The 24,986-nt window shown below is 39.9% G+C and carries 17 protein-coding genes and 1 other RNA gene; 14 read left to right on the top strand and 4 right to left on the bottom strand.

Going from position 1 to position 24,986, the window contains the following annotated elements; genetic code table 11:
* Window positions 1-145 precede the first annotated feature (145 nt).
* From MWU82_RS07230 to MWU82_RS07255, 6 genes are read left to right on the top strand one after another with little or no spacing between them, the layout of a single operon-like run.
* Entirely contained in the window at window positions 146-1,054 is a 909-nt protein-coding gene (locus MWU82_RS07230; protein WP_215946533.1) for a TatD family hydrolase, read from the top strand.
* Entirely contained in the window at window positions 1,054-1,956 is a 903-nt protein-coding gene (gene eboC, locus MWU82_RS07235) for a UbiA-like protein EboC (RefSeq protein ID WP_247095846.1), read from the top strand. Before MWU82_RS07230 ends, eboC begins: the two co-directional genes overlap by 1 nt.
* Window positions 1,957-1,967: 11 nt before the next feature.
* Window positions 1,968-3,149, top strand: coding sequence for a 3-dehydroquinate synthase (locus tag MWU82_RS07240; protein ID WP_215946535.1), 1,182 nt, complete (start codon window positions 1,968-1,970; stop codon window positions 3,147-3,149).
* The gene (eboE, locus tag MWU82_RS07245) at window positions 3,143-4,336 is read left to right on the top strand and encodes a metabolite traffic protein EboE (RefSeq protein WP_247095848.1); all 1,194 of its coding nucleotides are present in this window, start codon (window positions 3,143-3,145) and stop codon (window positions 4,334-4,336) included. The genes MWU82_RS07240 and eboE overlap by 7 nt, the downstream gene beginning before the upstream one ends.
* 3 nt (window positions 4,337-4,339) lie before the next feature.
* Window positions 4,340-5,716, top strand: a complete 1,377-nt coding sequence (locus MWU82_RS07250) for a nucleotide pyrophosphatase/phosphodiesterase family protein (protein WP_247095850.1) — start codon at window positions 4,340-4,342, stop codon at window positions 5,714-5,716.
* 1 nt (window position 5,717) lies between these two features.
* The gene (locus MWU82_RS07255) at window positions 5,718-6,077 is read left to right on the top strand and encodes a transmembrane 220 family protein (protein WP_247095851.1); all 360 of its coding nucleotides are present in this window, start codon (window positions 5,718-5,720) and stop codon (window positions 6,075-6,077) included.
* On the opposite strand, the gene MWU82_RS07260 is transcribed toward MWU82_RS07255, so the two are convergent.
* The gene (locus MWU82_RS07260) at window positions 6,066-7,901 is read right to left on the bottom strand and encodes a DNA polymerase III subunit gamma/tau (protein WP_247095853.1); all 1,836 of its coding nucleotides are present in this window, start codon (window positions 7,899-7,901) and stop codon (window positions 6,066-6,068) included. The two genes, MWU82_RS07255 and MWU82_RS07260, sit on opposite strands and share 12 nt — an antisense overlap.
* Window positions 7,902-8,034: 133 nt before the next feature.
* Between MWU82_RS07260 and rnpB the strand changes: the two genes are divergently transcribed.
* Window positions 8,035-8,351, top strand: an RNA gene (gene rnpB, locus MWU82_RS07265) — RNase P RNA component class A.
* A 276-nt stretch (window positions 8,352-8,627) separates the two neighbouring features.
* On the opposite strand, the gene MWU82_RS07270 is transcribed toward rnpB, so the two are convergent.
* The 3 genes from MWU82_RS07270 to MWU82_RS07280 are packed head-to-tail and all read right to left on the bottom strand — an operon-like array spanning window position 8,628 to window position 10,637.
* Complete coding sequence (locus tag MWU82_RS07270) at window positions 8,628-9,173, bottom strand: RsmD family RNA methyltransferase (RefSeq protein ID WP_247095855.1); 546 nt, start codon at window positions 9,171-9,173, stop codon at window positions 8,628-8,630.
* Window positions 9,173-10,009, bottom strand: coding sequence for a DUF3822 family protein (locus tag MWU82_RS07275; protein ID WP_215946541.1), 837 nt, complete (start codon window positions 10,007-10,009; stop codon window positions 9,173-9,175). The genes MWU82_RS07270 and MWU82_RS07275 overlap by 1 nt, the downstream gene beginning before the upstream one ends.
* The gene (locus MWU82_RS07280) at window positions 9,987-10,637 is read right to left on the bottom strand and encodes a hypothetical protein (RefSeq protein WP_215946542.1); all 651 of its coding nucleotides are present in this window, start codon (window positions 10,635-10,637) and stop codon (window positions 9,987-9,989) included. Before MWU82_RS07280 ends, MWU82_RS07275 begins: the two co-directional genes overlap by 23 nt.
* 101 nt (window positions 10,638-10,738) lie before the next feature.
* Between MWU82_RS07280 and MWU82_RS07285 the strand changes: the two genes are divergently transcribed.
* From MWU82_RS07285 to MWU82_RS07315, 7 genes are all read left to right on the top strand, one after another.
* Window positions 10,739-12,172 carry an AAA family ATPase gene (locus MWU82_RS07285; protein ID WP_215946543.1) on the top strand — a complete coding sequence of 478 codons (1,434 nt, stop codon included), beginning with the start codon at window positions 10,739-10,741 and terminating at the stop codon, window positions 12,170-12,172.
* 33 nt (window positions 12,173-12,205) lie between these two features.
* Window positions 12,206-12,769 (top strand): DUF4126 domain-containing protein, encoded by a 564-nt coding sequence (locus MWU82_RS07290; protein WP_247095857.1) that lies wholly within the window; start codon window positions 12,206-12,208, stop codon window positions 12,767-12,769.
* Between the two features lie 115 nt (window positions 12,770-12,884).
* The gene (gene kdsB / locus MWU82_RS07295; protein ID WP_247095859.1) at window positions 12,885-13,613 is read left to right on the top strand and encodes a 3-deoxy-manno-octulosonate cytidylyltransferase; all 729 of its coding nucleotides are present in this window, start codon (window positions 12,885-12,887) and stop codon (window positions 13,611-13,613) included.
* Window positions 13,604-14,305 carry an HAD family hydrolase gene (locus tag MWU82_RS07300; protein WP_215946545.1) on the top strand — a complete coding sequence of 234 codons (702 nt, stop codon included), beginning with the start codon at window positions 13,604-13,606 and terminating at the stop codon, window positions 14,303-14,305. The genes kdsB and MWU82_RS07300 overlap by 10 nt, the downstream gene beginning before the upstream one ends.
* Window positions 14,306-14,309: 4 nt before the next feature.
* The gene (locus MWU82_RS07305) at window positions 14,310-15,437 is read left to right on the top strand and encodes an iron-containing alcohol dehydrogenase family protein (RefSeq protein ID WP_247095861.1); all 1,128 of its coding nucleotides are present in this window, start codon (window positions 14,310-14,312) and stop codon (window positions 15,435-15,437) included.
* A 138-nt stretch (window positions 15,438-15,575) separates the two neighbouring features.
* Window positions 15,576-16,115, top strand: coding sequence for a 1-acyl-sn-glycerol-3-phosphate acyltransferase (locus tag MWU82_RS07310; protein WP_247095863.1), 540 nt, complete (start codon window positions 15,576-15,578; stop codon window positions 16,113-16,115).
* 696 nt (window positions 16,116-16,811) lie between these two features.
* Window positions 16,812-24,977, top strand: a complete 8,166-nt coding sequence (locus tag MWU82_RS07315) for a PKD domain-containing protein (RefSeq protein ID WP_247095865.1) — start codon at window positions 16,812-16,814, stop codon at window positions 24,975-24,977.
* Window positions 24,978-24,986: the final 9 nt, after the last annotated feature.

Below are 24,986 nucleotides of genomic sequence, written 5' to 3' on the forward strand. Positions count from 1 at the left end.
CGTTATGACCCATTAATTAACTAACTTTATCGGTTAGAGTTGCCTTCAGAATAGGGATTTTTACAATATTTGGTTTATGTTCTTAAAGGCAGGTAAAACATTTGAATATTAGAAGCGTTTATCAATTAAAGTATACAATATTATTATGGAAGAGAAAATGATGATTATTGACCCACATGTACACATGTCCTCCAGAACAACGGACGATTATGAGGCAATGGCGGCAGCAGGTGTAGTGGCTATTATAGAGCCTTCATTTTGGCTGGGACAACCGCGTACACAAGTAGGGTCGTTTCAAGATTATTACAGCAGCCTTGTGGGGTGGGAGCCTTTTAGGGCCAGTCAGTTTGGGATACATCATTATTGCACTATAGGGTTAAATTCCAAGGAGGCCAATAATGAAGCCCTGGCCGAACAGGTAATTGAATTATTGCCGTTGTACGTGCACAAGGAAAATGTAGTAGCCATTGGTGAGATTGGTTATGACGATCAGACCCCAGCCGAGGATAAATATTTTAGAATGCAGTTGGAGTTGGCCAAAGAATTGAATATTCCCGTACAGATACATACCCCGCATAGGGATAAAAAGTCGGGAACCTTAAAAAGTATGGAAGTTTGTTTGGAACATGGTCTTGATCCGGGTATGGTTGTTATTGATCACAATAACGAGGAAACTGTTAAGGATGTATTGGATCGCGGTTTTTGGGCTGCATTTACGATTTATCCAAAAACCAAAATGGGGAATGAAAGAATGGTGGAGGTAGTAAGAAATTTTGGAAGCGATCGTATTATTGTGGATAGTTCTGCGGACTGGGGCGTTAGCGATCCTTTGGCAGTGCCAAAAACAGCCTCCCTGATGCTGAAAAGGGGAATAGCCAAATCGGATGTGGTTAAAACCTGTTACCAAAATGCATTGGATATTTTCGGAAAAAATGGTAAAATGAAGGAATCCGATTGGTTAAATCCACAAGGCATCAATCAAACCAAATTATATAATGACAATAGTGTTTTGCGAGGGCAGGAGCCTAAGGTTGATTCGGATAAAATAGTATAATGAATCCTGTATTGAAAGGATATTTAAGGCTCGCCAGACCTGCAAATTTACCTACAGCTGCTGCCGATGTTTTGGCAGGTGTGGCTATTTCGGGCGTATTTATGGGGGTTTCCCTTAATGCGGATTGGAATTTGTCCATTTTAGGGGATTTAGCTTTGTTGGTGTTTTCCTCCGTGTTCCTATATGCAGCTGGTGTTGTTCTCAATGACGTCTTTGATCATAAATTGGACAAAACAGAGCGCCCGGAAAGACCTATTCCTTCCGGATTAGTTTCTGTGCAAGCGGCCGCAATATTTGGAGGTGTACTAATGAATTTGGGGGTTCTATTTTCGTTTTTGGTAGGCTCTGTAAGTGGAATGGTAGCCGTTTCTTTAGGACTTTCCATTCTTTTGTATGATGCCTTGGGGAAACATCATTCTTTCTTTGGTCCACTTAATATGGGGGTTTGCAGAGGTTTAAATTTACTTCTAGGGGTGTCCATTTTGGGTGATTTCAGCAATTGGGTATATTTTGTTTTGCCAGTATTATATATTGCAGCTATAACCCTTATTAGTAGGGGAGAAGTACACGGTAATAATAAGAGCCATATTATTTTTGCAGGGGGATTGTACAGTGTTGTGATTTTGGGAATTGTTGTTCTTTTTTCAACCTCAGGGCTTAATTTATTGGAGGCAATTCCATTTTTAATACTGTTCGCTTTTTTAATATTTAGGCCTTTATTGAAGGCGTATGCAGAGAATTCGCCCAAAAACATTAAAAAGGCTGTGATGGCCGGGGTGATTTCTATCATTGTTTTGGACGCAACCTTGGCCGTAGGGTTTTCCTATTGGTGGGTAGGGTTGCTTACACTATTACTACTGCCCTTATCTATTTTTTTATCAAAACTGTTCGCAGTTACCTAACGTTTTAAAGTATGTCACATTATAAACCAATAGAGCAATCCTTTAAAGTATCTTATGAGTATAAGCTCCATTTTACGGAATATATTTTTAAGTTGGATAATCCCTTGTTCAGGGATATTATTAGTGGGTATAACAAAAAGGGAGATGTAAAAGTTCTTTTTGTAATAGACAGTGGTGTACAGGACGCCCATCCAAATTTAAGCTCCGATATTGCATCCTATTGCGTAAAAAATAGTTCAGTGGTACATCTAACGGAACAAATTGTGATTACGGGCGGGGAACAGTGTAAGAATGATTACCACAATGTGGAGCGTATATTGAACGCTGTAAATGATAACCGAATTTGCAGGCACTCTTTTGTTGTGGCAATTGGAGGAGGAGCCATCATTGATATGGTAGGATATGCCGCTGCCATAGCTCACAGGGGGGTGAAATTGATAAGAATACCTACCACTGTACTGTCCCAGAACGATTCGGCCGTAGGGGTGAAGAATAGTTTTAATATTTTAGGCAAAAAGAATTTTTTGGGGACTTTTGCTCCAGCTTATGCCATAATAAACGACAGTAATTTTTTAACCACCTTAGAGCAGCGCGATTGGATTTCTGGTATAGCGGAGGCGGTAAAAGTGGCATTGATCAAGGATGCGATATTCTTTGATTTTATTGAGGAGAATAGTACACTTCTTCGGGCACGTGATATGGAGTCCATGGAGTACTTGATTTATCGCTGTGCGGAGATGCATATGGAGCATATTGCCCAAGGGGGGGATCCTTTTGAAAGTGGATCTTCCAGACCTTTGGATTTTGGTCATTGGGCAGCCCATAAATTGGAATATATGACCAATTACCAATTGCGTCATGGTGAGGCTGTTGCCATTGGTATGGCCTTGGATTTGGTGTATGCCCATTTTATAGGGTTGATAAGTAAGGAGACCCTGGACCGCATTTTGAAAGTTCTGGAACAAATTGGGTTCGATTTACATATCCCTATTCAAAAGGATAGTGATCTGGATGATTTGTTGAACGGCATTCAGGAATTTAGGGAGCATTTGGGCGGGGAACTTACTATTACCTTGATATCAAAAATAGGTGCCAAACACGATGTGCATGAAATTGATATTTCCACCATGGGAAAAGCAATTGTATGGTTAAACGAAATGTACAAACCTAAAGTAACCAATACCTCATGTTAATACAAAACAAATATCATCTTAGCTATTGTAGCAACATTCATCCTGGTGAAGATTGGGAGCAGACCTATAATAGCCTAAAAACATATCTACCTAAAATAAAGAAGGAAGTTGCGCCGGAATCTCCTTTTGGTATTGGACTGCGTTTGTCCAATGTAGCAAGTTTGGGGCTTAATGAAGGTAGTAATTTGAAGGATTTCAAGGATTGGTTGGACCGTAATCAATTCTATGTTTTTACCATGAACGGATTCCCTTATGGGAATTTTCATAACGAAAGGGTAAAAGATATGGTACATGCCCCGGATTGGACCACCCAAGAAAGATTGGATTATACCAAGCGACTTTTTGATCAATTGGCTTTTTTGATTCCTGAAGGTATTTCGGGAGGTATTTCTACTTCGCCTGTTAGTTATAGGCATTGGCATACTTCCGATGAGGCTTTGGACAAGGCCTTTGCAACGGGAGCCGAAAGTATGGCGGAGATTGTTTTACAGTTGGTAGAAACTGAAAGGAATACCGGTAAGCATCTTCATATGGATATTGAGCCGGAACCAGATGGTATGATAGAGAATAGCGATGAGGTTCTTTATTTTTATGATACCTATTTGATTCCCATAGCCACTCAAAAATTGATCGCAGTTTTGGGGTGTAGCAAGGAAACGGCCAAGGATTTAATTCTAAGACATATAACTGTTTGTTATGACGTGTGCCATTTTTCCCTAGCCTATGAGGAACCGGAATATACATTGGTAAAATTTAAGAAAGCTGGGATAAAGGTTGGTAAAATACAGGTGAGCTCGGCACTTAAAATTCTTTTTAAAGAGGGTGATAATGAGGCTATATGGCACTCGCTAAGTCAGTTTAACGAGCCCACCTATCTACATCAAGTCACCGAAAAGATTGGCGATAAAGTGGTGACCTATAGGGATTTGCCCGAAGTTTTGGAGCAGCGCTCCAATGCCAAAGAGCTAAGGTCCCATTTTCATGTACCCATTTTTTTGGAAAGGTACGATCATTTATTTTCTACCCAGGACCAGATACTTAAAGTGTTGGAATACCTTAAGAAGGATCAATTTTCGGATCAATTGGAGATAGAGACCTATACCTGGGATGTCTTGCCGAAAGATCTCAAAACCGAACTGTCCAATTGTATTGTCCGTGAAATTGAATGGTTAAAGGGTAAAATTTAAGGCATGAAGAAAACCGTAGTGTTAAATATTGTAGGATTAACGCGGGGATTGATAGGGGAGCACACACCCTTTATTAAATCTTTTTTGGAAAGAGGTGCTTCGGCAACTATTACACCACAATTGCCTGCGGTGACCTGTTCTGTGCAGGCCACCTATTTAACTGGAAAAACCCCATCTGAACACGGTATTGTTGGTAATGGTTGGTATTTTAAGGAAGAACACGAGGTAAAGTTTTGGCGTCAATCCAATAGCCTTATACAATCCGAAAAAATATGGGACAAACTTAAAAAGCTGGACAGCAATTTTAGCTGTGCCAATATGTTCTGGTGGTACAATATGTATTCCAATGCGGATTACAGTGTTACCCCTAGACCTAATTATTTGGCCGATGGAAGAAAGATCCCGGATGTGTATTCCTATCCGGCGGAACTTCGGGACCATTTACAGAATGAATTGGGAACATTTCCGCTATTCCATTTTTGGGGGCCGAAAACCTCTATAAAATCCAGTCAATGGATAGCGGACGCCAGTTTAAAAACGGATGTTTTGCATGATCCCACCCTCACTTTGGTCTACCTGCCGCATTTGGACTACAATATGCAACGCTACGGGACCGATTTAACCAAAATTTCAAAGGATCTAAAGGAGATCGATGATGTAGTTAAGCAATTGGTGGAATATTATGAAACCAAATCGGCCCATATTATTCTACTCTCGGAGTATGGGATTACCAATGTGAACAATCCCATCCATTTAAATAGAAAGCTCAGGCAAGAGGGTTACCTTGATATTCGTGTGGAAAGGGGACTGGAATTGTTGGATGCTGGAGCCAGTAAGGCGTTTGCCGTTGCGGACCATCAATTGGCCCATGTATATGTAAAGGATAAGGAGGATTTGGATAAGATCAAGGCTATTTTAAAAGGTCTTAAAGGGGTTGAGCAAGTACTTTCAGGAAGCGAAATCAAGGGTCTGCAATTGGATCATGAACGTTGTGGAGATTTGGTAGTGATAGCGGATAAGGATTCGTGGTTTACTTATTACTTCTGGTTGGATGATGAAAAGGCGCCTGATTATGCTAGGATGGTAGACATTCATAAAAAACCAGGATACGACCCAGTGGAGATGCTAACAGATCCCCAGGATAAATTCTTGATGCCAAAGGTTATTTGGAAGTTGTTGAAAAAGAAATTGGGTTTCCGAACGGTAATGGATATTATTCCCTTAGACGCCACTTTGGTTAAAGGATCACATGGCAGGATGCCCGAAGATCCCAAAGATCACCCAGTTTTGATAACCAATAAAAAAAGTGCTTTGTTAAAGGACAATGTGTTGGCAACGGAGGTGTACGGTATTATAGAAAACCATCTTATTAATTCATAACATGCGACTTTTTTCCAAGATATTTTCGGGAGTATTTACCATATTGTTTGTTTGGGCGGCATTGGTCCAGTATAACGATCCGGATGCCTTTATGTGGTATATCATATATGGAATAGCCGCAGTGGCTTCATTTTTATTTTTCCTTGGTAAATTAAATTTATTGATTCCAGTTGTTCTTGCCTTTGCTTACTTAATTGGGGCGTGGATTTTCTGGCCGGATCACTTTGAAGGAGTTTCAATAGGTGGTGGAAATATAGATAATATAGAACATGCCAGGGAGTCCTTGGGGCTCCTAATCAATGCCTTGGTAATGTTGTTTTATGCTTGGAGGGTTAAGGTTGTAAGGGCGCTAAATATCTAAATCGAACTCTTTTCTCAAAAGATCGATAGCCGGATTTTTCTCCCTTAATTTTAGATACTTTTCTTCCGGGGTAAATGCAAATTTCTTGGCAGTGGCCTCGTTTACAGTTATTCGCAGTTGTATAAAATGATTATTGAGTTTTAGCTTTAAATACTCCATTAGATCGTACTTTTCCCGCTCAATTTCCTTTTTCATGGTGCCATTTGGTAATTCTATCCAAATGGTGAAATTATCGGTAAGCTTGGGTACATCAGAATGCAGGTTGGATGCCAAAATTTTCCGTCCATCATTATCCAAAATGTCAACAAAATCTGCCCAATGTTTTTGCATTTCTTCCTCTGTAAAATTAGCTTTGGGAAGGTTGCTTTCGTCAATAACATCCTCTTTTTTGTTCAGTTGATGTTCTTTTTTAGCCTTTAAGCTGGACAGCGAAAGACCAGAGACCCTCCTTTCGGTAGATTTTATGTTGATTTTGGTCCTAGGTGCAGGATTTGATTCCTGGGCAATATTTGCGGCTCCGTTACCTTCATTCCTTAGGGGCTTTTGGGTAGTGTTGGCAGGAGAAGATTGATTTTGGACAGTTTGTTCCTGTACGATGGCCCTTTCGGTATTGGGCGCATCGGGATTGATGGTTTTTACCTCCGATTGGTTGGATTTTATTTCTTTCCCTTCCGAGGTGGGGCGACTAACCCTATAAAAGGAGGCAGGGATTATAAAATCTGGTTTGTTACGACCATTCCCTAAGGATTCAGACTTTTTTTTTTCTCCATCAAAATCGATAGAGGCTAATTTCATTAAGGTCAATTCAACAAGAAGACGCTGATTTTTACTGGACTTGTACTTTATGTCGCAATCGTTTGCCAAATCAATCGCTGATAATAAGAAGCTACTAGTAGTATTTTTGGATTGTTCGCTATAGTGTTTCTTTGCCTCCTCCCCAACTTCTAGGAGTTCAATAGTGTTTTGATGCTGGCATACCATTAGATCCCTAAAATGTGAAGCCAGGCCACTTATAAAATGGTGTCCGTCAAAACCCCTGGCCAAAGTTTCATTGAAAAGTATCAATAGGCCGGGAATATCGTGTTTTAGAATAAGATCTGTAGCAGCGAAATAGGTGTCGTAATCAAGAACGTTCAAGTTCTCGGTTACGGCTTTCCTGGTCAATTTTTTGCCAGAGTAACTCACGACCCTGTCAAAGATGGATAGGGCATCGCGCATAGCGCCGTCTGCTTTTTGGGCTATAATATGAAGCGCATCGTCCTCAGCCTCTATTTCTTGGTTCTCCGCAATATATTTAAGGTATTCGGCGGCATCCTTAACGGTGATGCGCTTAAAATCAAATATCTGACAGCGAGATAGAATTGTAGGGATAATTTTATGCTTTTCAGTTGTGGCCAATATAAATATGGCATGGGCAGGTGGCTCTTCAAGCGTCTTTAAGAATGCGTTAAAGGCGGCCTGGGACAGCATGTGCACCTCGTCAATAATATATACCTTATATTTTCCAACCTGGGGGGGTATGCGTACTTGACTTGTAAGCTCCCTTATATCATCTACCGAATTATTGGATGCGGCATCCAGCTCAAAGATGTTAAAGGCATAGTCCTCGTCTTCGTCCGTTCTACCATCTTGGTTGATCTGCTTTGCCAGAATACGGGCGCAAGTAGTTTTTCCTACACCTCTAGGACCAGTAAACAATAGTGCCTGAGCCAGGTGATCGTTGTCTATGGCGTTGGTCAAGGTGTTGGTAATAGCCTGTTGCCCAACAACATCCTTAAATGTTTGGGGCCTGTATTTTCGTGCGGATACTATAAAAGGTTCCAAGGCTATTAACTTATATTCGGTGTAAAAATAATACGCCGATGGGTGAAGTACAAATATAAAAATAGCATTGCATTAAAGGGCCTATTTAACTTTCTTTAGTACTTTATTTATCAACAATTGAATTACCTTTGTATCAGCAGGTCGCCTTATCGCTCCCCGCGTTCCGTGGGGGGAGGAAAGTCCGGACACCATAGTGCAGTATAGCGGGTAACGCCCGTCCATTGAGAGATGAGGACAAGTGCAACAGAAAGTATGTACAGGTTATGCTGTAGTGAAACCAGGTAAACTCTATACGGTGCAACGTCATGTAAATCAGTGTTTGAGGGCTGCACGCCCGAGCTGAAGGGTAGGCGGTTGGAGCCAAAGGGTAACTTTTGGCCTAGATAAATGATAAGGAGGCCCTGAAATTATTCAAGGCCAACAGAATCCGGCTTATGACCTGCTTTTTTTTAATGAGACAGTATTTGCACAGCAAATACGTAGTCGAATTGATGCCGCCTCAGGCGGTATCCTTTTGATTAATGTAATCCGGGGTATGAATTCTTACGAATACTGCCGCTTCAGGCGGTATCTTGTTGACGAATGTCGTCCAGGGAAGATTCTTTAAATTAATGCCGTCCTAGGTGTTGTAATTAGAGCTTAATACCACCCCGAATGATAAAATGTCTACCTAACCCTACCTTCTGTGGTATCTTTTCAATGTAATTGGGTCCTATAATACTATAGTTATTCTTCAGTCCATTCGAAAAAACTAAAAACACTGCCACCATATCTTCTTTGGTTAGTGAAATGCTCCAAATGTGATAGATCGGTATGTTTGGAATGCTCAATGATCAAAACACCATTCTCTAGCAGTAACTGCTTTTCAAATACCAGTTTGGGAATAGCAGCGAATTCTTCAGGTGACAGATCGTAGGGCGGATCGGCAAATATAATATGCGCTTTTACAGAGTTGGTCTGCAAATATTGAAAAACATCTTTCTTGATGGTCGTTATGGGGAAGTCCATTTCCGAGGATGTTGCCGTAATAAACTTGATACATCCAAAGTCCGCATCTACTGCGGTAATATTTTCAGAGCCTCTAGATGCAAACTCGTAACTGATATTTCCAGTCCCGGCAAATAGATCCAATACGCTTACCTCGTTAAAGTAATATTGGTTATTGAGTATATTAAAGAGGGCCTCTTTAGCCATATCGGTTGTGGGGCGGACAGGGAGCTTTTTGGGGGCAGTTAGTCTTTGGCCTTTGTTTTTACCAGATATAATACGCATTAAAGAGTGTTTAGTAGTGTAAAATCTATGGTTTCCTTGTCCGATCCCCCAAAATGATAAAATGAAGTGTTGGAGGGAACGAAAATGGAAATTTCCCTTATGTATTGATGGCACATATTGTATAGTTCGTCGCCTTCCTCAATAGATCCAAAAAGTTTGAGTTTAGTGGTTTCTGTATCCAATTTTAATTGTTCCAAGGTGAATAATAGATAGTAAATAAAATCCTCCTTGGTAGCAAAACTGAAGTTATTGTATAGGATCAATTTTTTGTTTGAAATTACGGCAATGTCCATATGTCCCTCTATGAGATGAACATAACATATGGGTTCGCTTTGGTTTCCATGGTGGTTTGTCAAGGTTTGGATCATGATTGTTCCATGGTGCATAAATTCAAATTCACCGAAAAGGTCGTATATATAATTGTTTATATTCATAAAGGGAACATAAACGTTTACCATATCCAGATTTTTGATTTCATCATATTCCAGATGGTCGTTTGCTAGGATTTTGGCATTGAATTTTAGGTAATTGGCCAGTTCATCTTCGTTGAAAAGTGCCTGTGGTACTAAGCTGAAAAGATTGTTTCTATGTATTACAACGACTTCTGAAAACTTTACATCCCTTATTTTATTTTTCTCAAAAAGTTGCTTTATTTCCTTTTGAACGGCATATGGGGTAAGTTCATTTTCAAACAACATCCTTTCAGAAGCAAGAATGGTGTTGGAAAGTGTGTCCAGGACACAAAAAGAAAGTCCATTCAAGCTAACTTGAATGGACAATTTATGATATTCCGATTTAGAATTTTCTAAAATGTTATTGGTCGTTTCGTTTGTCATATATAGATGGCCAATTTCCACTGGTGCTTACCTCGGTCAAAGATCCAACCTTAATTACATTTCCATTTACCTCGTCTACATTGATTTGGCTATTTTCCCTTGCCAACAAAGCTTTGGGTTGGTCATGTAATACAATGTTCTTGCTAACTTTAGCTTCGAAAACTGGAGCTTTGTATCCGCTTTTTTCGATAATGGTCGACTTCATTTCAAATTTTTCGCCATTAGGAGCATATGGTACGTTCATCATTGTCTTAAAACGATCGTCTTTTTTGAATAATGAATCCTTAACAGAAACAGTACCAAGTGTATCTATTATTTTAACTTCTTTCAACATATCGATACCAAAATTCTTGTCGTACTCCAAATAAGAGGAATCTCTCTGTTGGGTAATGGTATATTTACCAGTATCAACAAAACTTACTAGGGACTCAAAATCCTTAGCATATCTACCATTTACAGTTTTATAGGCTTCTTGGGAATTTCTAATGTCCTTCAAATTTGATATTACCTTGGCAAAACGTTCTTGCTTAACTTTCTTAAATTCAATTGGGCCGTTTACAGAATTATATATCATATAACCCAACACGATAGATACTATCCAAAGGAAAATTTGTAAAATGGTCTTCATTTTGTAAGTGTTATTTTATTTAGTGGTTGTCACAAATCTACAATTTTTTTTTAATGGTAAAAGTATTTGACCTTAAAAATACTGATTATCTTTGATGTCCTATGACTTCTATAACCGACGCTACTTTTTTTAAACTACTGACAGACAAATTTCCACATGATCCAACTGCCAAGCAGTCAGTGGCTTTACAAAAACTTGCAAGTTTTGTTTTATCCAAGGAAAAGGATAGTGTTTTTATGTTGAAAGGGTTCGCTGGTACTGGAAAAACTACCATTGTGGGAACTATTGTGACCAATCTTTGGAAGACCACTATGAAGGCGGTTTTAATGGCTCCTACCGGTAGGGCCGCTAAGGTAATGTCCAATTACTCCGGAACACAGGCTTTTACGATTCATAGAAAAATTTATTTTCCCAAAAAACAGAGTGGGGGTGGGGTACAATTCGTTTTATCGCCCAATAAGCATAGAAATACCATTTTTATTGTGGATGAGGCCTCTATGATTCCGGATACTCCCACGGATTCGAAGTTGATGGAAAATGGGTCGCTCCTGGACGATTTGCTAATGTATGTGTATTCGGGACATAATTGTAAACTAATCCTAATAGGTGATACCGCACAGCTTCCTCCCGTGCATTTAAATATTAGTCCGGCTCTGGATGAAAATCAATTAGCCTTAAATTATAATAAGGAAGTTATTAAATTGGAGTTGGATGAGGTAGTGAGGCAGGCAGAGGATTCCGGAATTTTAGTAAACGCCACCAACTTAAGGGAACAGCTGCAATCTGAATTCTTTGATGATTTTAAGTTTTCGGTCAGCCATTATACAGATATCGTTCGCTTGGTGGATGGCAATGATATCCAAGAGGCTATAGACGATTCCTATTCGCAAAATGGTAAAGAGGAAACCGCCATTATAGTGCGCTCCAATAAGCGGGCCAATCTTTACAATGAGAATATTAGGAATAGAATCCTATACCTGGAAAACGAGTTGGCCACAGGGGACTATATGATGGTAGTTAAAAACAACTATTTCTGGCTGAAACCTACTTCCGAGGCCGGTTTTATTGCCAACGGTGATATCATTGAAGTGCTGGAGATATTTGCCATAAAAGAGTTGTACGGTTTTAAGTTTGCAGAGGTAAAGGTGAAAATGGTAGATTATCCTAATCAAAAACCGTTTGAAACAGTCCTTTTATTGGATACCATTATGGCGGAGACCCCATCCTTGTCCTATGATGATGGCAACCGTCTATATCAGGAAGTTATGAAAGACTATGCTGATGAGAAATCCAAATACAAAAAGTTTTTGGCAGTAAAGAACAATAAGTTTTTTAATGCGCTGCAAGTTAAATTCTCTTACGCCATTACCTGTCATAAGTCCCAGGGCGGGCAATGGAATACTGTCTTTGTTGAACAGCCGTATTTACCGAACGGAATAGACAAAGAATATCTTCGTTGGTTGTATACCGCCGTGACCAGGGCAAAGGACAAATTGTATCTCATAGGCTTTAAGGACGATTTTTTTGTTGATTAGGAATAGCCTAATTTCGCATTAAAGTTTAGGAATATGACTTTTGAGACCGTTTTAAGCATATTTTTAGGTATTGGGCTGGCTGCATCTGTAGGCTTCAGAATTTTTTTGCCTTTGTTTGCTTTAAGTTTGGCCGCTTATTTTGATGTTTGGCAACTAAATGAAAATTGGGAATGGATAGGGACTTTGGCGGCCCTAATAACCTTTGGCGTTGCCACAATGGTTGAAATATTCGCATATTTTATTCCTTGGTTGGACAATTTGTTGGATAGTTTCGCGATACCTATGGCTGCTTTGGCGGGTACCGCCGTTATGGTGTCAACGGCCTCCAATCTAGATCCAGTGATTACCTGGACCCTGGCTATAATTGCGGGAGGGGGAACGGCTACCGCAATAAAAGGAGCTTCGGCTACCGGCAGATTAGCTTCTACGGCCACCACAGGGGGAACGGCCAATCCTGTTATTGGTCTGGTGGAAACGGGAACTGCGGCAGTAGTAACTACAGCATCAATTTTCGCTCCTATTCTTGCTGCGTTTTTGGTCCTTATAATATTGATAGTTATTTATAGGTTATATAGAAAATTTAGACCGGGAACATAATCCAAATTAATTTTAAATAATTATCGTGTGAAATGAGCATGACCCAAAACCGGTCGCAAAATCAATGAAGTTATGCGTATTGCATATGATCGTTAAAAACAATTAATATCCACATATGAAAATCATTGCAATGATACCGGCTCGTTATGCAGCCTCAAGATTTCCAGGTAAGCTTATGCAGGACCTTCAAGGGAAACCGGTAATACAGAGAACTTATGAAGCAGCCGTAAAAACGGGTTTGTTTCAGGAAGTTTATGTAGTTACGGACAGTACTACTATATATGATACCATTACCAATATAGGTGGCAAGGCCATAATGAGTGTAAAGCAACATGAATGTGGAAGCGACCGTATTGCCGAGGCAGTGGAATCCATGGATGTTGATATCATCGTAAACGTTCAGGGAGATGAACCATTTACGGACAGGGAGAGTCTGGCCAGTGTAATCGAAGTTTTTAAGGATGACGTTAAGAAAGAAATTGATCTAGCTTCCTTAATGACTAGAATTAATGATTGGGTAGAGATTAATGACCCCAATACCGTAAAGGTAATAGTGGACAATCAAAATTTTGCCCTTTATTTTTCTAGGGCCCCAATTCCATATCCCAGGTCAAGGGAGTTGGATATACCATATTTTAAGCACAAGGGAATCTATGCCTTTAGAAAAAGTGCATTGATGGATTTTCAGAGATTGCCCATGCTTATTTTGGAGGCCACGGAAAAAATAGAAGCCATTCGATATCTGGAATATGGAAAAAAAATAAAGATGGTAGAAACCAGCGTTTCAGGTATAGAAATAGACACCCCGGAAGATTTGGAAAAAGCAAAGAAGGTATGGAAGTAGATTTTGGCAATATTACAGTGGTGGGTTTTGATGCCGATGATACCCTATGGGTAAATGAAACGTATTTTAGGAATGCAGAAGAAAAATTTGCCAGTCTTTTGGATGGCTATGAAACCAAGAATCAAATAGATCAGGAGCTGTTTAAAACAGAGATCAAGAACCTTGAACTTTATGGTTATGGTATTAAGGGTTTTATGCTGTCCATGATAGAATCTGCCCTGGATCTGTCCAATAATAGAATTTCGCAAGCAACGATTACGGAAATTTTGAATCTAGGGAAGGAAATGTTGTCGCATCCAGTGGAATTATTGGACGGCGTGGAGCAGGTATTGGAAGCATTGAAGGATAAGTATCGTCTAATAGTATTGACCAAAGGGGATTTGTTGGACCAAGAGAGGAAATTGGAAAAATCTGGCCTGTCCCAATATTTTCACCATGTAGAAGTTCTGAGCGATAAAAAAGAAGGAAATTATAAGAATCTACTGGAGCATTTGGAAATTCCTGTGGAGGAGTTTTTAATGATTGGAAATTCTTTAAAATCGGATGTACTGCCAATACTGAAAATAGGAGCAAAGGCCGTACATATTCCCTTTCATACTACTTGGCAGCACGAAGAGGTAAGGATGGAGGAGCATAATAATGATCATCTTACCTTAAGTACTATCTCCGATATTTTAAAGTATCTTAAATAAGTTTATGGACATAAAGAGTAAAAATATCAACACAATTATAAGCCCTGAATTGAAGACGAATTTCAAGAACTTTCCTATGGTGCCGCGCGTTATATTTGGTGCGGGTTGTTTTGGGCAATTGGGAGAGATTTTGTTGCCAAAACGGGTTAATTCCGAGGCTCCATTTATTTTTTTGGTGGACGATGTATTCGAAGGCACCGATCTAATTTCCAGAATACCGTTAATTTTTAATGATCAGATAATATTCATTTCGGCGGACGAGGAGCCAAAAACGGACCAAGTAGATGCTCTGGTCCGTAAAATAAAAAACGATTATGACCATCTGCCTTCCGGAATTATTGGTATTGGTGGAGGCACCTTGCTGGATCTGTCGAAAGCCGTGGCAATAATGCTGACCAATAAGGGCAATGCCTATCAGTATCAAGGTTGGGATTTGGTAAAAAAACCATCCATATATCACGTGGGTATACCCACCATTAGTGGTACAGGTGCAGAAGTGTCCCGGACAACGGTACTATTGGGGCCGGAGAAAAAACTAGGGATAAACTCTGATTATACCACTTTTGACCAAGTGCTTATGGATCCCGATTTAACAAAAGGGGTGCCCAAGGAGCAATGGTTTTATACTGGTATGGACTGTTTTATACATTGTATAGAATCCCTAAATGGTACTTATTTGAATGCCTTTAGCCAGAGCTACGGAGAAAAGGCACTGGAATTGTGTAAAGAGGTCTATTTGGAAGATCTGCAAATGGATGAAGCCAGAAATAAATTAATGATGGCTTCCTGGCATGGGGGTATGAGTATAGCCTATTCCCAAGTTGGGGTTGCACACGCCATGAGCTATGGTCTATCCTATTTATTAGGAGTTAGACATGGAATTGGGAATTGTTTGGTGTTTCAGCATTTGAAGGAGTTCTATCCTGAAGGGGTGGAATTATTTAATAAAATGAAGGAAAAGCACAATATTCAGCTCCCAAAAGGTATCTGTAGTGAACTGACCAATGATGATTTTGAAATTATGACCAATGTGGCCCTTGGCCTTGTGCCGCTATGGGAAAATGCTATTGGAAAGGAATGGCGAACTATAATAACGCCTGAAAAATTAAAGTCGATCTATCAAAAAATATAATCGACCTAAGATGATGATGCTGTATGTTTTGATTAGTGCTGGGTTTTGTGGCACATGTAGACAAGGCGGGTGTTGGTAAATAGGGATATCTCGATCAAGTACAAAAGGCTCCGAATATTTTAAATAATTTTATGGTTTATGCAGACCCTTGCCAAATTTATTTATTTTAAAATTTTAGGTTGGAAATTAGTAGGTTCCTTTCCGCAGGTGGACAAATGTGTTGTAATTGTGGTGCCGCATACCAGTTGGGTCGATTTCTTTTTGGGACTTTTGATTAGGAGGGTTTTGAACGAGGATATCCATTTTATAGGAAAGAAAGCACTGTTTAAACCTCCATTTGGTTGGTATTTTCGCTGGATGGGCGGTGCTCCTATAGATAGAAGCAAAAATATGGATACTGTGAGTGCCATAACCAAAATATTTGATCAAAATAAAAAGTTCAGACTGGCGCTTTCCCCGGAGGGAACTAGGAAAAAGGTTGCGGAATGGAAAACCGGTTTCTATTTTATTGCCAAAGCGGCCGAAGTTCCCATTGTGATGGTAGCTTTCGACTTTGGAAACAAGCAGATTAAAATCTCCAAACCTCAATATCCTACCGATGACAAAGAAAAGGATTTTGCAACCTACAAGGCATTTTTTAAAGGCGTGTTGGGCAAGGTGCCGGAGAATAGTTTTTGAAAATTTCAATGGGCCTAATTTATCAAATTCTGTAAGTTATTCCTTTAGTATTTATAAGAGTTTTAATCGTACTTTTTCCGTAAATATGACCAATTATTAAGTATTAATTTTCAATCATTGTAAGTATCTTAATAGTAATTTCGAGATTGGAATTTTATCTCCAAAATTACGCCCTAGGTAATATTTGATATCCCCTGTTGTTAATTCTATTTTATTGCATTTAAAGCTGGTTGATTGTCTATGATTTGATACCACTTATCGAAATTGTGTACTCTTTTCACAAAATTTAACATTTTATGTTAATATTTATCCCCTCTTATAATTAATCAATAGAGAATATCATTATTAATTGCAATATTGATATTATAGGTTTTTTATAGAGTTAGTTTTAGTAAAAAAATATCCCCCATTTTTTTTGTTATTACATTTAGTTGATTTGCACCCCAGATCTCTATGTGCTTCGCTTGGTTGTGGTCATGACCAACAGGATTTTTATGAAAAAAAATTACCTTAAGAAGTTTTGTTTTGCTCTTAATTCAATTTCACCCAATTGCAACGTAATATGGCTGAAATGGCATTGGTTTTATGAGTACTTCCGTCTAAGGACTGTTGAATCTAAGAGAATAAGCCAAATAGATTTATTGAATCTGATAATATTAAATAATCATTCCACACATAATTTTAATACTCCACATTATGCATAGATTTTTACGTAAACTTATTGGTTTTTTCTTGCCAATTCACCTTGTTCAGTCCAATAAATTGGAAAGAAGGGTAGCAGGGATCCTGCTTGTATTATTATGCTGTAGTTCATCCCTCTTGGGTCAGGTCCAAATAACGACTGATCCGTCCTCACTTACGGTTGCACCTAATGAAACATTTTCAATTACGGTGCAGGTTGAGACCGATCAAAATGCTGATGCGGCCGAAGTACATATGAGTTTTGATCCAAGTATTATAGAGGTTACAAGTATAAGTCTGTCACAGCCCAATCCATTGCCTGTTCAAATCATAGGATCGGAATTTGATAATTCTTTAGGTGTGATCAATTATGCGGCGGGTACTTTTTCAGCCTTTCCCAATTCAGATTTTGATTTGCTCGAAATACAATTTACCGCAATAGCTGAAGGTTCTACGAATTTGGAATTTAGCGGACTTCCTTCAAAAGTTACCTTTGGGGGGCATAACATATTATCTGGTGTAAGTGGATCTACAATTACGGTTGGAGTAACAGATATAATACCTCCGGTTATTACCCTCATCGGAGATGAGGTTGTCAATTTATCGGTTGGCGATGTTTATATTGAACAGGGAGCCAATGCCAACGATGAAACAGATGGTGATATTAGTGAATATGTAACTATAGGTGGAGATGTGGTGGATACCAATACGGTAGGTAGTTATATGGTTACATATAATGTAATGGATGCAGCTGAGAATCCTGCGGCAGAGGTAGTACGTACCGTAAATGTCTCCCAAGTTGTAGTTAATACATATACTATCACTACTAATCCTGGCTTAAACGGGACTATATCCCCATCCACTACGCAGGTCAATCAAGGGGATAATATTATTTTTACTATAACACCGGACCAAGGGTTTGAAATAGAAGATGTTCTAGTAAATGGAAGTTCTGTCGGTCCCGTAGCCTCATATGAGTTCACAGATGTTCAGGCAACTGCAAGTATAAGTGCTACGTTTATAGAAAATGCTTTCCAATTATGTATAGCCAGTGGTAATGATGCACTTACTGCTTTTGGTCGCAATTTCGTTGGAGATCCCGCAACCACGCCACCGACTGGGGCGTCCTTTTTACGGACTGGTGGTAAGGCTTATTTAGGTTATAATGGTGCAATTAGTGGAACATCCACTCCCAATGAACTTTTATTGTTTCAAAAGGAAATTTATGGGGGTAAGGATAGTGCCAACCCTCCATTGATGTATGAGATCCCTGTTCCAAATGGCTATTATCAAGTGGATCTGTACTTCGCCGAGGTATATCATCCTAATGCTGAGGGTAGGGTTTTCGACGTGTTATTGGAAGGAAATGTTATTTTGGATGAATACGATTTGGTAGATCCAATTAAAGACGGTATTTCTGCCAACAAAACGGCTGTTGTCAGGACGTATTATGTTGAGGTTGTTGATGGAAGTCTAAATGTGCAAGTTGGACCTGCGACAGTCGATAATGGAAAAATATCCGGACTGTGCGTTACGGCGACGTCTGCCACAAATGTTCATCCAATAGCCAATATCAGCAATCTTCAATTTGAGGCACTTGCCGCTGTTGCAGAAACCTTGAATATTGTGGATAGTGATCAGTTGAATATTGTATTTAATAACCTGCCAGCCTCCTTAAGTTATAATCCGTCCAACAATCAATTGGAGGGTACTCCTGTGGTCGCTGAGGTAGGTGATCATTTAGTCAACGCCATAATTGATGATGGGGTCAGTGCTCCTGTAACGGCAGAGTTTACTATTACAATTTATCCTTCTGGAACTGATCTTCCTCCTAGTATCGCCGCCATAAATGATATTGAAGTGGCCGAGGGATCAACAGCATCTGCTAATATTGTTGTTTCTGATGATAAAGATGTATTCAATGCCAGTATTGTCATATATGATAAAAGTAATGGAGGAACAAACAATCCTTTATTGCCGTCCACTATTGTGCCTTCTACGGAGTATACCTTTACGGATAATGGCGGTGGTAGTTATGTACTTAATTGGAGTACTGTTCAAGGAGATGGTCGTTCCTATTTGGCCGAAGTCACTGCCGATGATGGTGTTAATCCAGCTGTAAAACAGAGCTTTAATATTAATATTGCCCAACCGATTCCTGCAAATATTTTTGCCAGGACGTTTAGTAATCCTTTGCCATGGTACGGTCCGAATCCCTCGTTGCCATTTACGATTGCAATTGAAGCCAATGCAGCTCAGAATATTGGTTATATAGATGGAGGGGATTTTGCAGAGTATTTAATAGATGTTCCAGCTCCAGGTGTATACGATATAGAGTTCTCGGCGGCAAAGGGCAATGGCGGAACAACGGTTATAACCATTTCCGAAGAAAATGGAGGTGGTTTTTCTGCTGTTGGATCTGCCAATGTTTTATCGACGGGGAACTGGCAGACTTATGCTTCATATTTTACTTCTGTAGACATCAGCAATCCAGGAATCCAGACGATTCGCTTGGATTTTAATGCTGGTGTTAATATTAAGAATTTTGATATTTCCCAGTCGGCCATTGCAGCATGTAATGTGGCTTTTAGGGTAAATGCAGGAGGTCCCATCCAAGGATTATTAGGAGGGGATTTCGAAGCAGATCAATCTGTTGCTGGGGCCGGTGGAACTGCTGGTACAGGAACTCCTTCCCCTTATTACAAGGGTATTGTAGATAAAACCTTTGGCTCAAATGTAGCCTTGGTATCAAACACCACAGGATATCCTGATGCCATTTTTCAAACGGAGCGGCATATAGATGGCGGGGTTTTAATGAACTGGGAGTTTCCAGCTAACGGTACTTACGAAGTAAATATTTTATTCAATGAAAACTGGACTGGAGAAGCCAATCCCGGTAACGCTAGGATTTTTGATGTAGAAATAGAAGGTGATCTGGTGTTGGATGACTATAGACCATCTTTAGCCGCTGGTGGGTTCAACATAGCAAAGGTTGAAACTTTTATCGTTGAAGTTACGGACGGTATTATGAATATCGACTTTAAAAAAGGTAATCAAAATCCATCTGTAAAAGGATTCAGTATTTGTTTAATTTCTGAACCTAACAACACTCCGCCAGTGGTGTCAATAACGGCACCAGCCAATGGAGATCCAGTAATACGGGGGACAGATGTTACCCTTACCGGAACTGCTTTGGATATTGAGGATGGAGACATTTCCAATTTTATCGGTTGGAGTTCAAACGACACTAGATTTACTACAACACCTTTAGACGGAATTGGTTCGGCAATTTCCGGACAATTTGTTACGCCAGGAGTTCAGACCTTGACGGCAACTGCGACAGATAATGGTTCAGAAGTGGGTACAGCCAACGTAACTGTTAATGTTTCCGGGCCCGGTGTGGTTATAGACCTTCCTTTAGAAGCTGCAGAATTGAATTCTACCGATGTAAGATTGGAATGGACAGGAACGGATGTGTTATATGATCTTACAGAGCACTATCATATTTTTGTTAATCCATCGGATATAAATAATATTGATCCTGCAACCCGGATTTCAACAGCTTCACAGATAGGACAGGAATTCTGGGACCTAACAGCTGCAGATGGGATAGTGGATGGACCAAATACCATTGTTCTGGTAGTGGCAGATCCTACTCATGCAGCTTTTGAAAATGTAGAGGCTACGGCTATAGTGAATTTTACGGTAAACCTACCGGACAATATACCACCAGTGATAACACTTCTGGATGTTGATCCGCTTCTAGTGGAATTAGGCTCGTCTTATATTAATTTGGGCGCCAGTGCAACCGATGATACGGATGGTGATTTGACCGATGAAATTGAAATAGGAGGTGATATCGTTGATCCTAATACCATAGGGGAATACGTTATTACATATAATGTTTTTGATGCAGCTGGAAATCCTGCCACAGAGGTAACCCAAACAGTTATTGTATTCGATAGCACTGCACCAGTTATTACATGTCCAGATGATATTGTGACTTCTACTGATCCAGATTTTTGTGGAGTAGAATTAAATCTAACTGGTGTATCCGCCATAGATATGAGTGGAACTATAACTTTTGAGGGAATTAGAAGTGATGGACTAGAACTCACGGAACCCTATGCCTTAGGGGTAACTACGGTATCCTGGACTGCCACTGACGAAACTGGTAATGTTTCTGAGCCTTGTATCCAGACCATAACTGTAAATGATGAGGTTGGGCCTAATTTCGGGTGTCCAGCTAACATCAATGCAACCAGTTTCAATGGTAATCCGGTAGTAGTTGAAATTACTGCACCGCCTGTTTTCGATTCATGTTCACAATTGGATGTTACATTAACAAGTACACGTAATGATGGTCAGGAAATAGACGATGCTTATCCCGTAGGGACTACGCAGATAGAATGGAAGGCTACTGATAATGCTGGCAATATAAGTTCTTGTATACAATCAGTTACAGTTGATTTTACGGCTTCCACCCAGAAAAACATTGAGTCTTTTAGTGTCGAAGGACAGTTTGGACCGGAAATTATTGACGCTTCGTCTGGTACAGTAGGAGTTACCGTTGTTGCAGGAACAGATGTTACTGGCCTTTCACCTAGTATTGGGATTTCGGCAGATGCCACAATAAATCCTTCCTCGGGAACAGTTTTGGATTTTACCAACTCAGTAAATTATACAGTTACAGCTCAAAACGGAACTCAAAAGAATTGGACGGTTACGGTTACTGTTCAAGAAGATAACGAAGATCCGGAAATTATTTGCTTGGGAGATATTAGTATTTCCAATGATAATGGACAATGTGGAGCAGTGGTAGATTACACCGCACCGGTTGGAACGGACAATGTTCCAGGGGCTATTACCAACCTAACCCAAGGCTTGGGAAGTGGGGAGTTTTTCCCTATCGGTACAACTACAGAGGTTTATACCGTTACTGATGCATCAGGAAATACATCTTCATGTAGTTTTACCGTTACCGTACTAGACTCTGAAAATCCAACAATAAGTTGTCCGCAAGATATTGTTATCCAGGTTGCAGAAGGAGTTTCAACTGCCATCGTGGATTTTACGACTCCACTTTTTAGTGACAATTGTCCTAATGCCAATATTCAGCAAACTCAAGGTCTTGCAAGTGGTTCTAACTTTCCACTAGGAACAACATTAAATATTTTTGAGGTTACAGATGCAGCAGGAAACAATCAGACCTGTAGTTTCAATGTAACCATAGAAACTACAGCCCCAGCTTCTCTTACCGTAAATGGATTTACGCTTGTAAATGCGGATACAGATCAGGATATAATGCCATTGACTAATGGTAAATTGATCAACGCTGGAACTTACGCCACCACCAACCTTGCCATCAGGGCCAATGCTACCCCGGATGTGGGTAGCGTAAAGTTATTGCTCAGTGGCACTAAGAGTAGGAATCAAACTGAAAGTGTTGCACCCTTCACATTGTATGGTGATAATGCAACAACTGGCGATTATATTGGTGAGTTGTTTCCTATAGGGAATTATACCCTTACGGCTACTCCATATGCCAATTCAGGATTGAGTGGAAATCAAGGTTTACCAAAGACCATAACCTTTCAATTCACAAATCAGAATCCATTATGTAGTAATTTTGACGCAAGCGTTGGTACTTCTTCTAACCCTAGCGCTTGTAATAGCAACGATGGTTCTATAGTCATCAACACCGTTGGGTTTGTGGGTCCTCTTACATATAATTGGAGCCATAATGCCAATTTAAACACTGCTACAGTTAGTGGATTGAGAGCTGGTACTTATAATGTTACAGTTACCGATGCCAATGGTTGTTCTGAAGATTTGACTGTTACTTTAAATGGACCAACACTTCCTGAAGTAACCTTGGCACCTTTTGCCGATGTACTTATAACAGATAGTCCGTTTGCCCTAACGGGAGGTAGTCCTTCTGGAGGTGTATATAGTGGTACAGGGGTGAGTAATAATTCCTTTAACCCTGCAATAGGAAGTGGAAACTATTCTATAGTCTATACTTATGAAGATGGTAATGGTTGTTCAAACAGTGCCACTCAAACTATTAGAGTGGGTACTCCAATAGACAATGCTTCTGTAATTGTAGTAAATGCCAACACCGATAATGCAATGTTCGCCTTGACCAATGGATTACAGATTGAAAAAAGTACAATAGGAAATACGCCTCTGGGGATTATTTATAATGCGGCCTTGAATCCTGGTAATGTCTCATTTAAGTTGACCGGTCCCATAAATCAGAATAAATATGAAGGGCCATCTGCTCCTTATTCCTTATTTGGGGATATAGGTGTAGATATACAAGGGCAGCCCTTCCCGATTGGGAATTATACCTTGGTAACCTCTACTTCTTCAGGAGTAAGTCAGACAATTAATTTCTCGATTATAAGCGGTCCTCCGGCCAATGTGCCTCCAGTTGTGGCTCTAGCAGGTAACGCAGACAATAGTGTTCCGTTTAAAATTAATTTCTCGAGTGCCGGATCCACTGATAATGATGGAATTATAACTGGGTATTCATGGAATTTTGGTGATGGTAATACCTCAAATCTGCAAAATCCAGCACATACTTACGACTCAGGTGGTATATATAGTGTTAGCCTTACATTAACAGATGATGACAACGCAACTAGTACTAAAAATATTAGTGTAACGGCAATTGATCCTAGTATTAATCAACCGCCAATTGCTGTGGTCACCGCTTCGCCAAATAGTGGAACGGCACCGTTATTAGTCAATTTTTCAAGTAATGGTTCCAGTGATGCGGATGGTAATATCGACTCCTACGAATGGGACTTTGGGGATGGAGTAACCTCTACCCAGAGCAACCCGTCACATACCTATATCACCCAGGGTAGTTTTGTTTGTACTCTTACCGTAAAGGATGACGATGGGGCAATAGGTACAACAAGTGTAAGTGTCAATGTAAATGCACCTAACAGCAATGCGGCACTATTTATATTGAATGCCAATAATGATAGTCAATTATATACTTTAACCAATGGATTGCAGATTTCCAAAACCGATATAGGAGAGACTCCCTTGGGTATCATCTATAACCCTAATCTAAATCCGGGTAATGTTTATTTTACACTTACAGGACCATTAAGTCAGAGTAAGTCCGAAGGACCTTCTGCTCCTTACTCATTGTTCGGGGATATAGGTGTGGATATTCAAGGCAAACCCTTTCCAGTAGGGAACTACACTTTAGTGGCGAGACCATCCGTTGGAACAACCCAAACAATTAATTTTAGTGTTGTAAGTGGACCACCAGGCAATGTTAATCCAATAGCTGTTGCAATAGGCAACCCGGATGCCAACACTGCGTTTAAAATTAATTTTTCAAGCTTAGGTTCAACGGATAATGATGGGAACATTGTTGGGTACTCTTGGAATTTTGGAGACGGAACTACCTCAACTTCCCAAAATCCTTCCCATACCTATAGTTCTGGGGGTACTAAAACAGTAACTCTTTCAGTAACCGATGATGATGATGGAATTGGAACCACAAGCATTCAGGTTATTGCTGTTGATCCTACCGATATCGACAAGGTGGTAAGCTTTACGTTGATAGATGCGGAAAACCAATTTGACCTATTTGATATACAGAATAATATGAATGTAAATGATGGGGAAGGAGTCAATATCAGGGCTAATACGGATCCTGGAATTGTTGGAAGTGTAAAATTTGAATTGTCGGGTACTCTGACCAGAACATGGACAGAGACCAACGCTCCTTACGCCCTTTATGGTGACTTTAACGGTGATTATATACCGACAACTTTCCTAGTTGGATCCTATACCCTTAAAGCAACACCTTATTCTTCGGCAGGGGGCACTGGAAATGCGGGTCAATCGTTGACAATAGTCTTTAATGTGGTACAGTCCGCTTCCACTGCGAAGACGTCGGTTACCTCTATGAACATATTTCCAAATCCGGCTAATGAAAGCGTTACGGTTTCCTTTGATGAGCCAACGCCATTAACCCAAATCTATGTATATGATATTACGGGTAGGTTGGTGAAATTTCTGAAAATGGATGCAAGTGAGAATGTGGAAACTTATCTTCTTGGAGTTCAGGATCTGCCTACAGGATCTTATTTCATAAGAACTATAGATGCAGAAGGAAAGGAATTACAACAACAAATGGCAATAAAGCGATAACCAAGTCCC

Source organism: Arenibacter sp. S6351L (assembly GCF_023016025.1).
Classification (GTDB): Bacteria; Bacteroidota; Bacteroidia; order Flavobacteriales; family Flavobacteriaceae; genus Arenibacter; species Arenibacter algicola_B.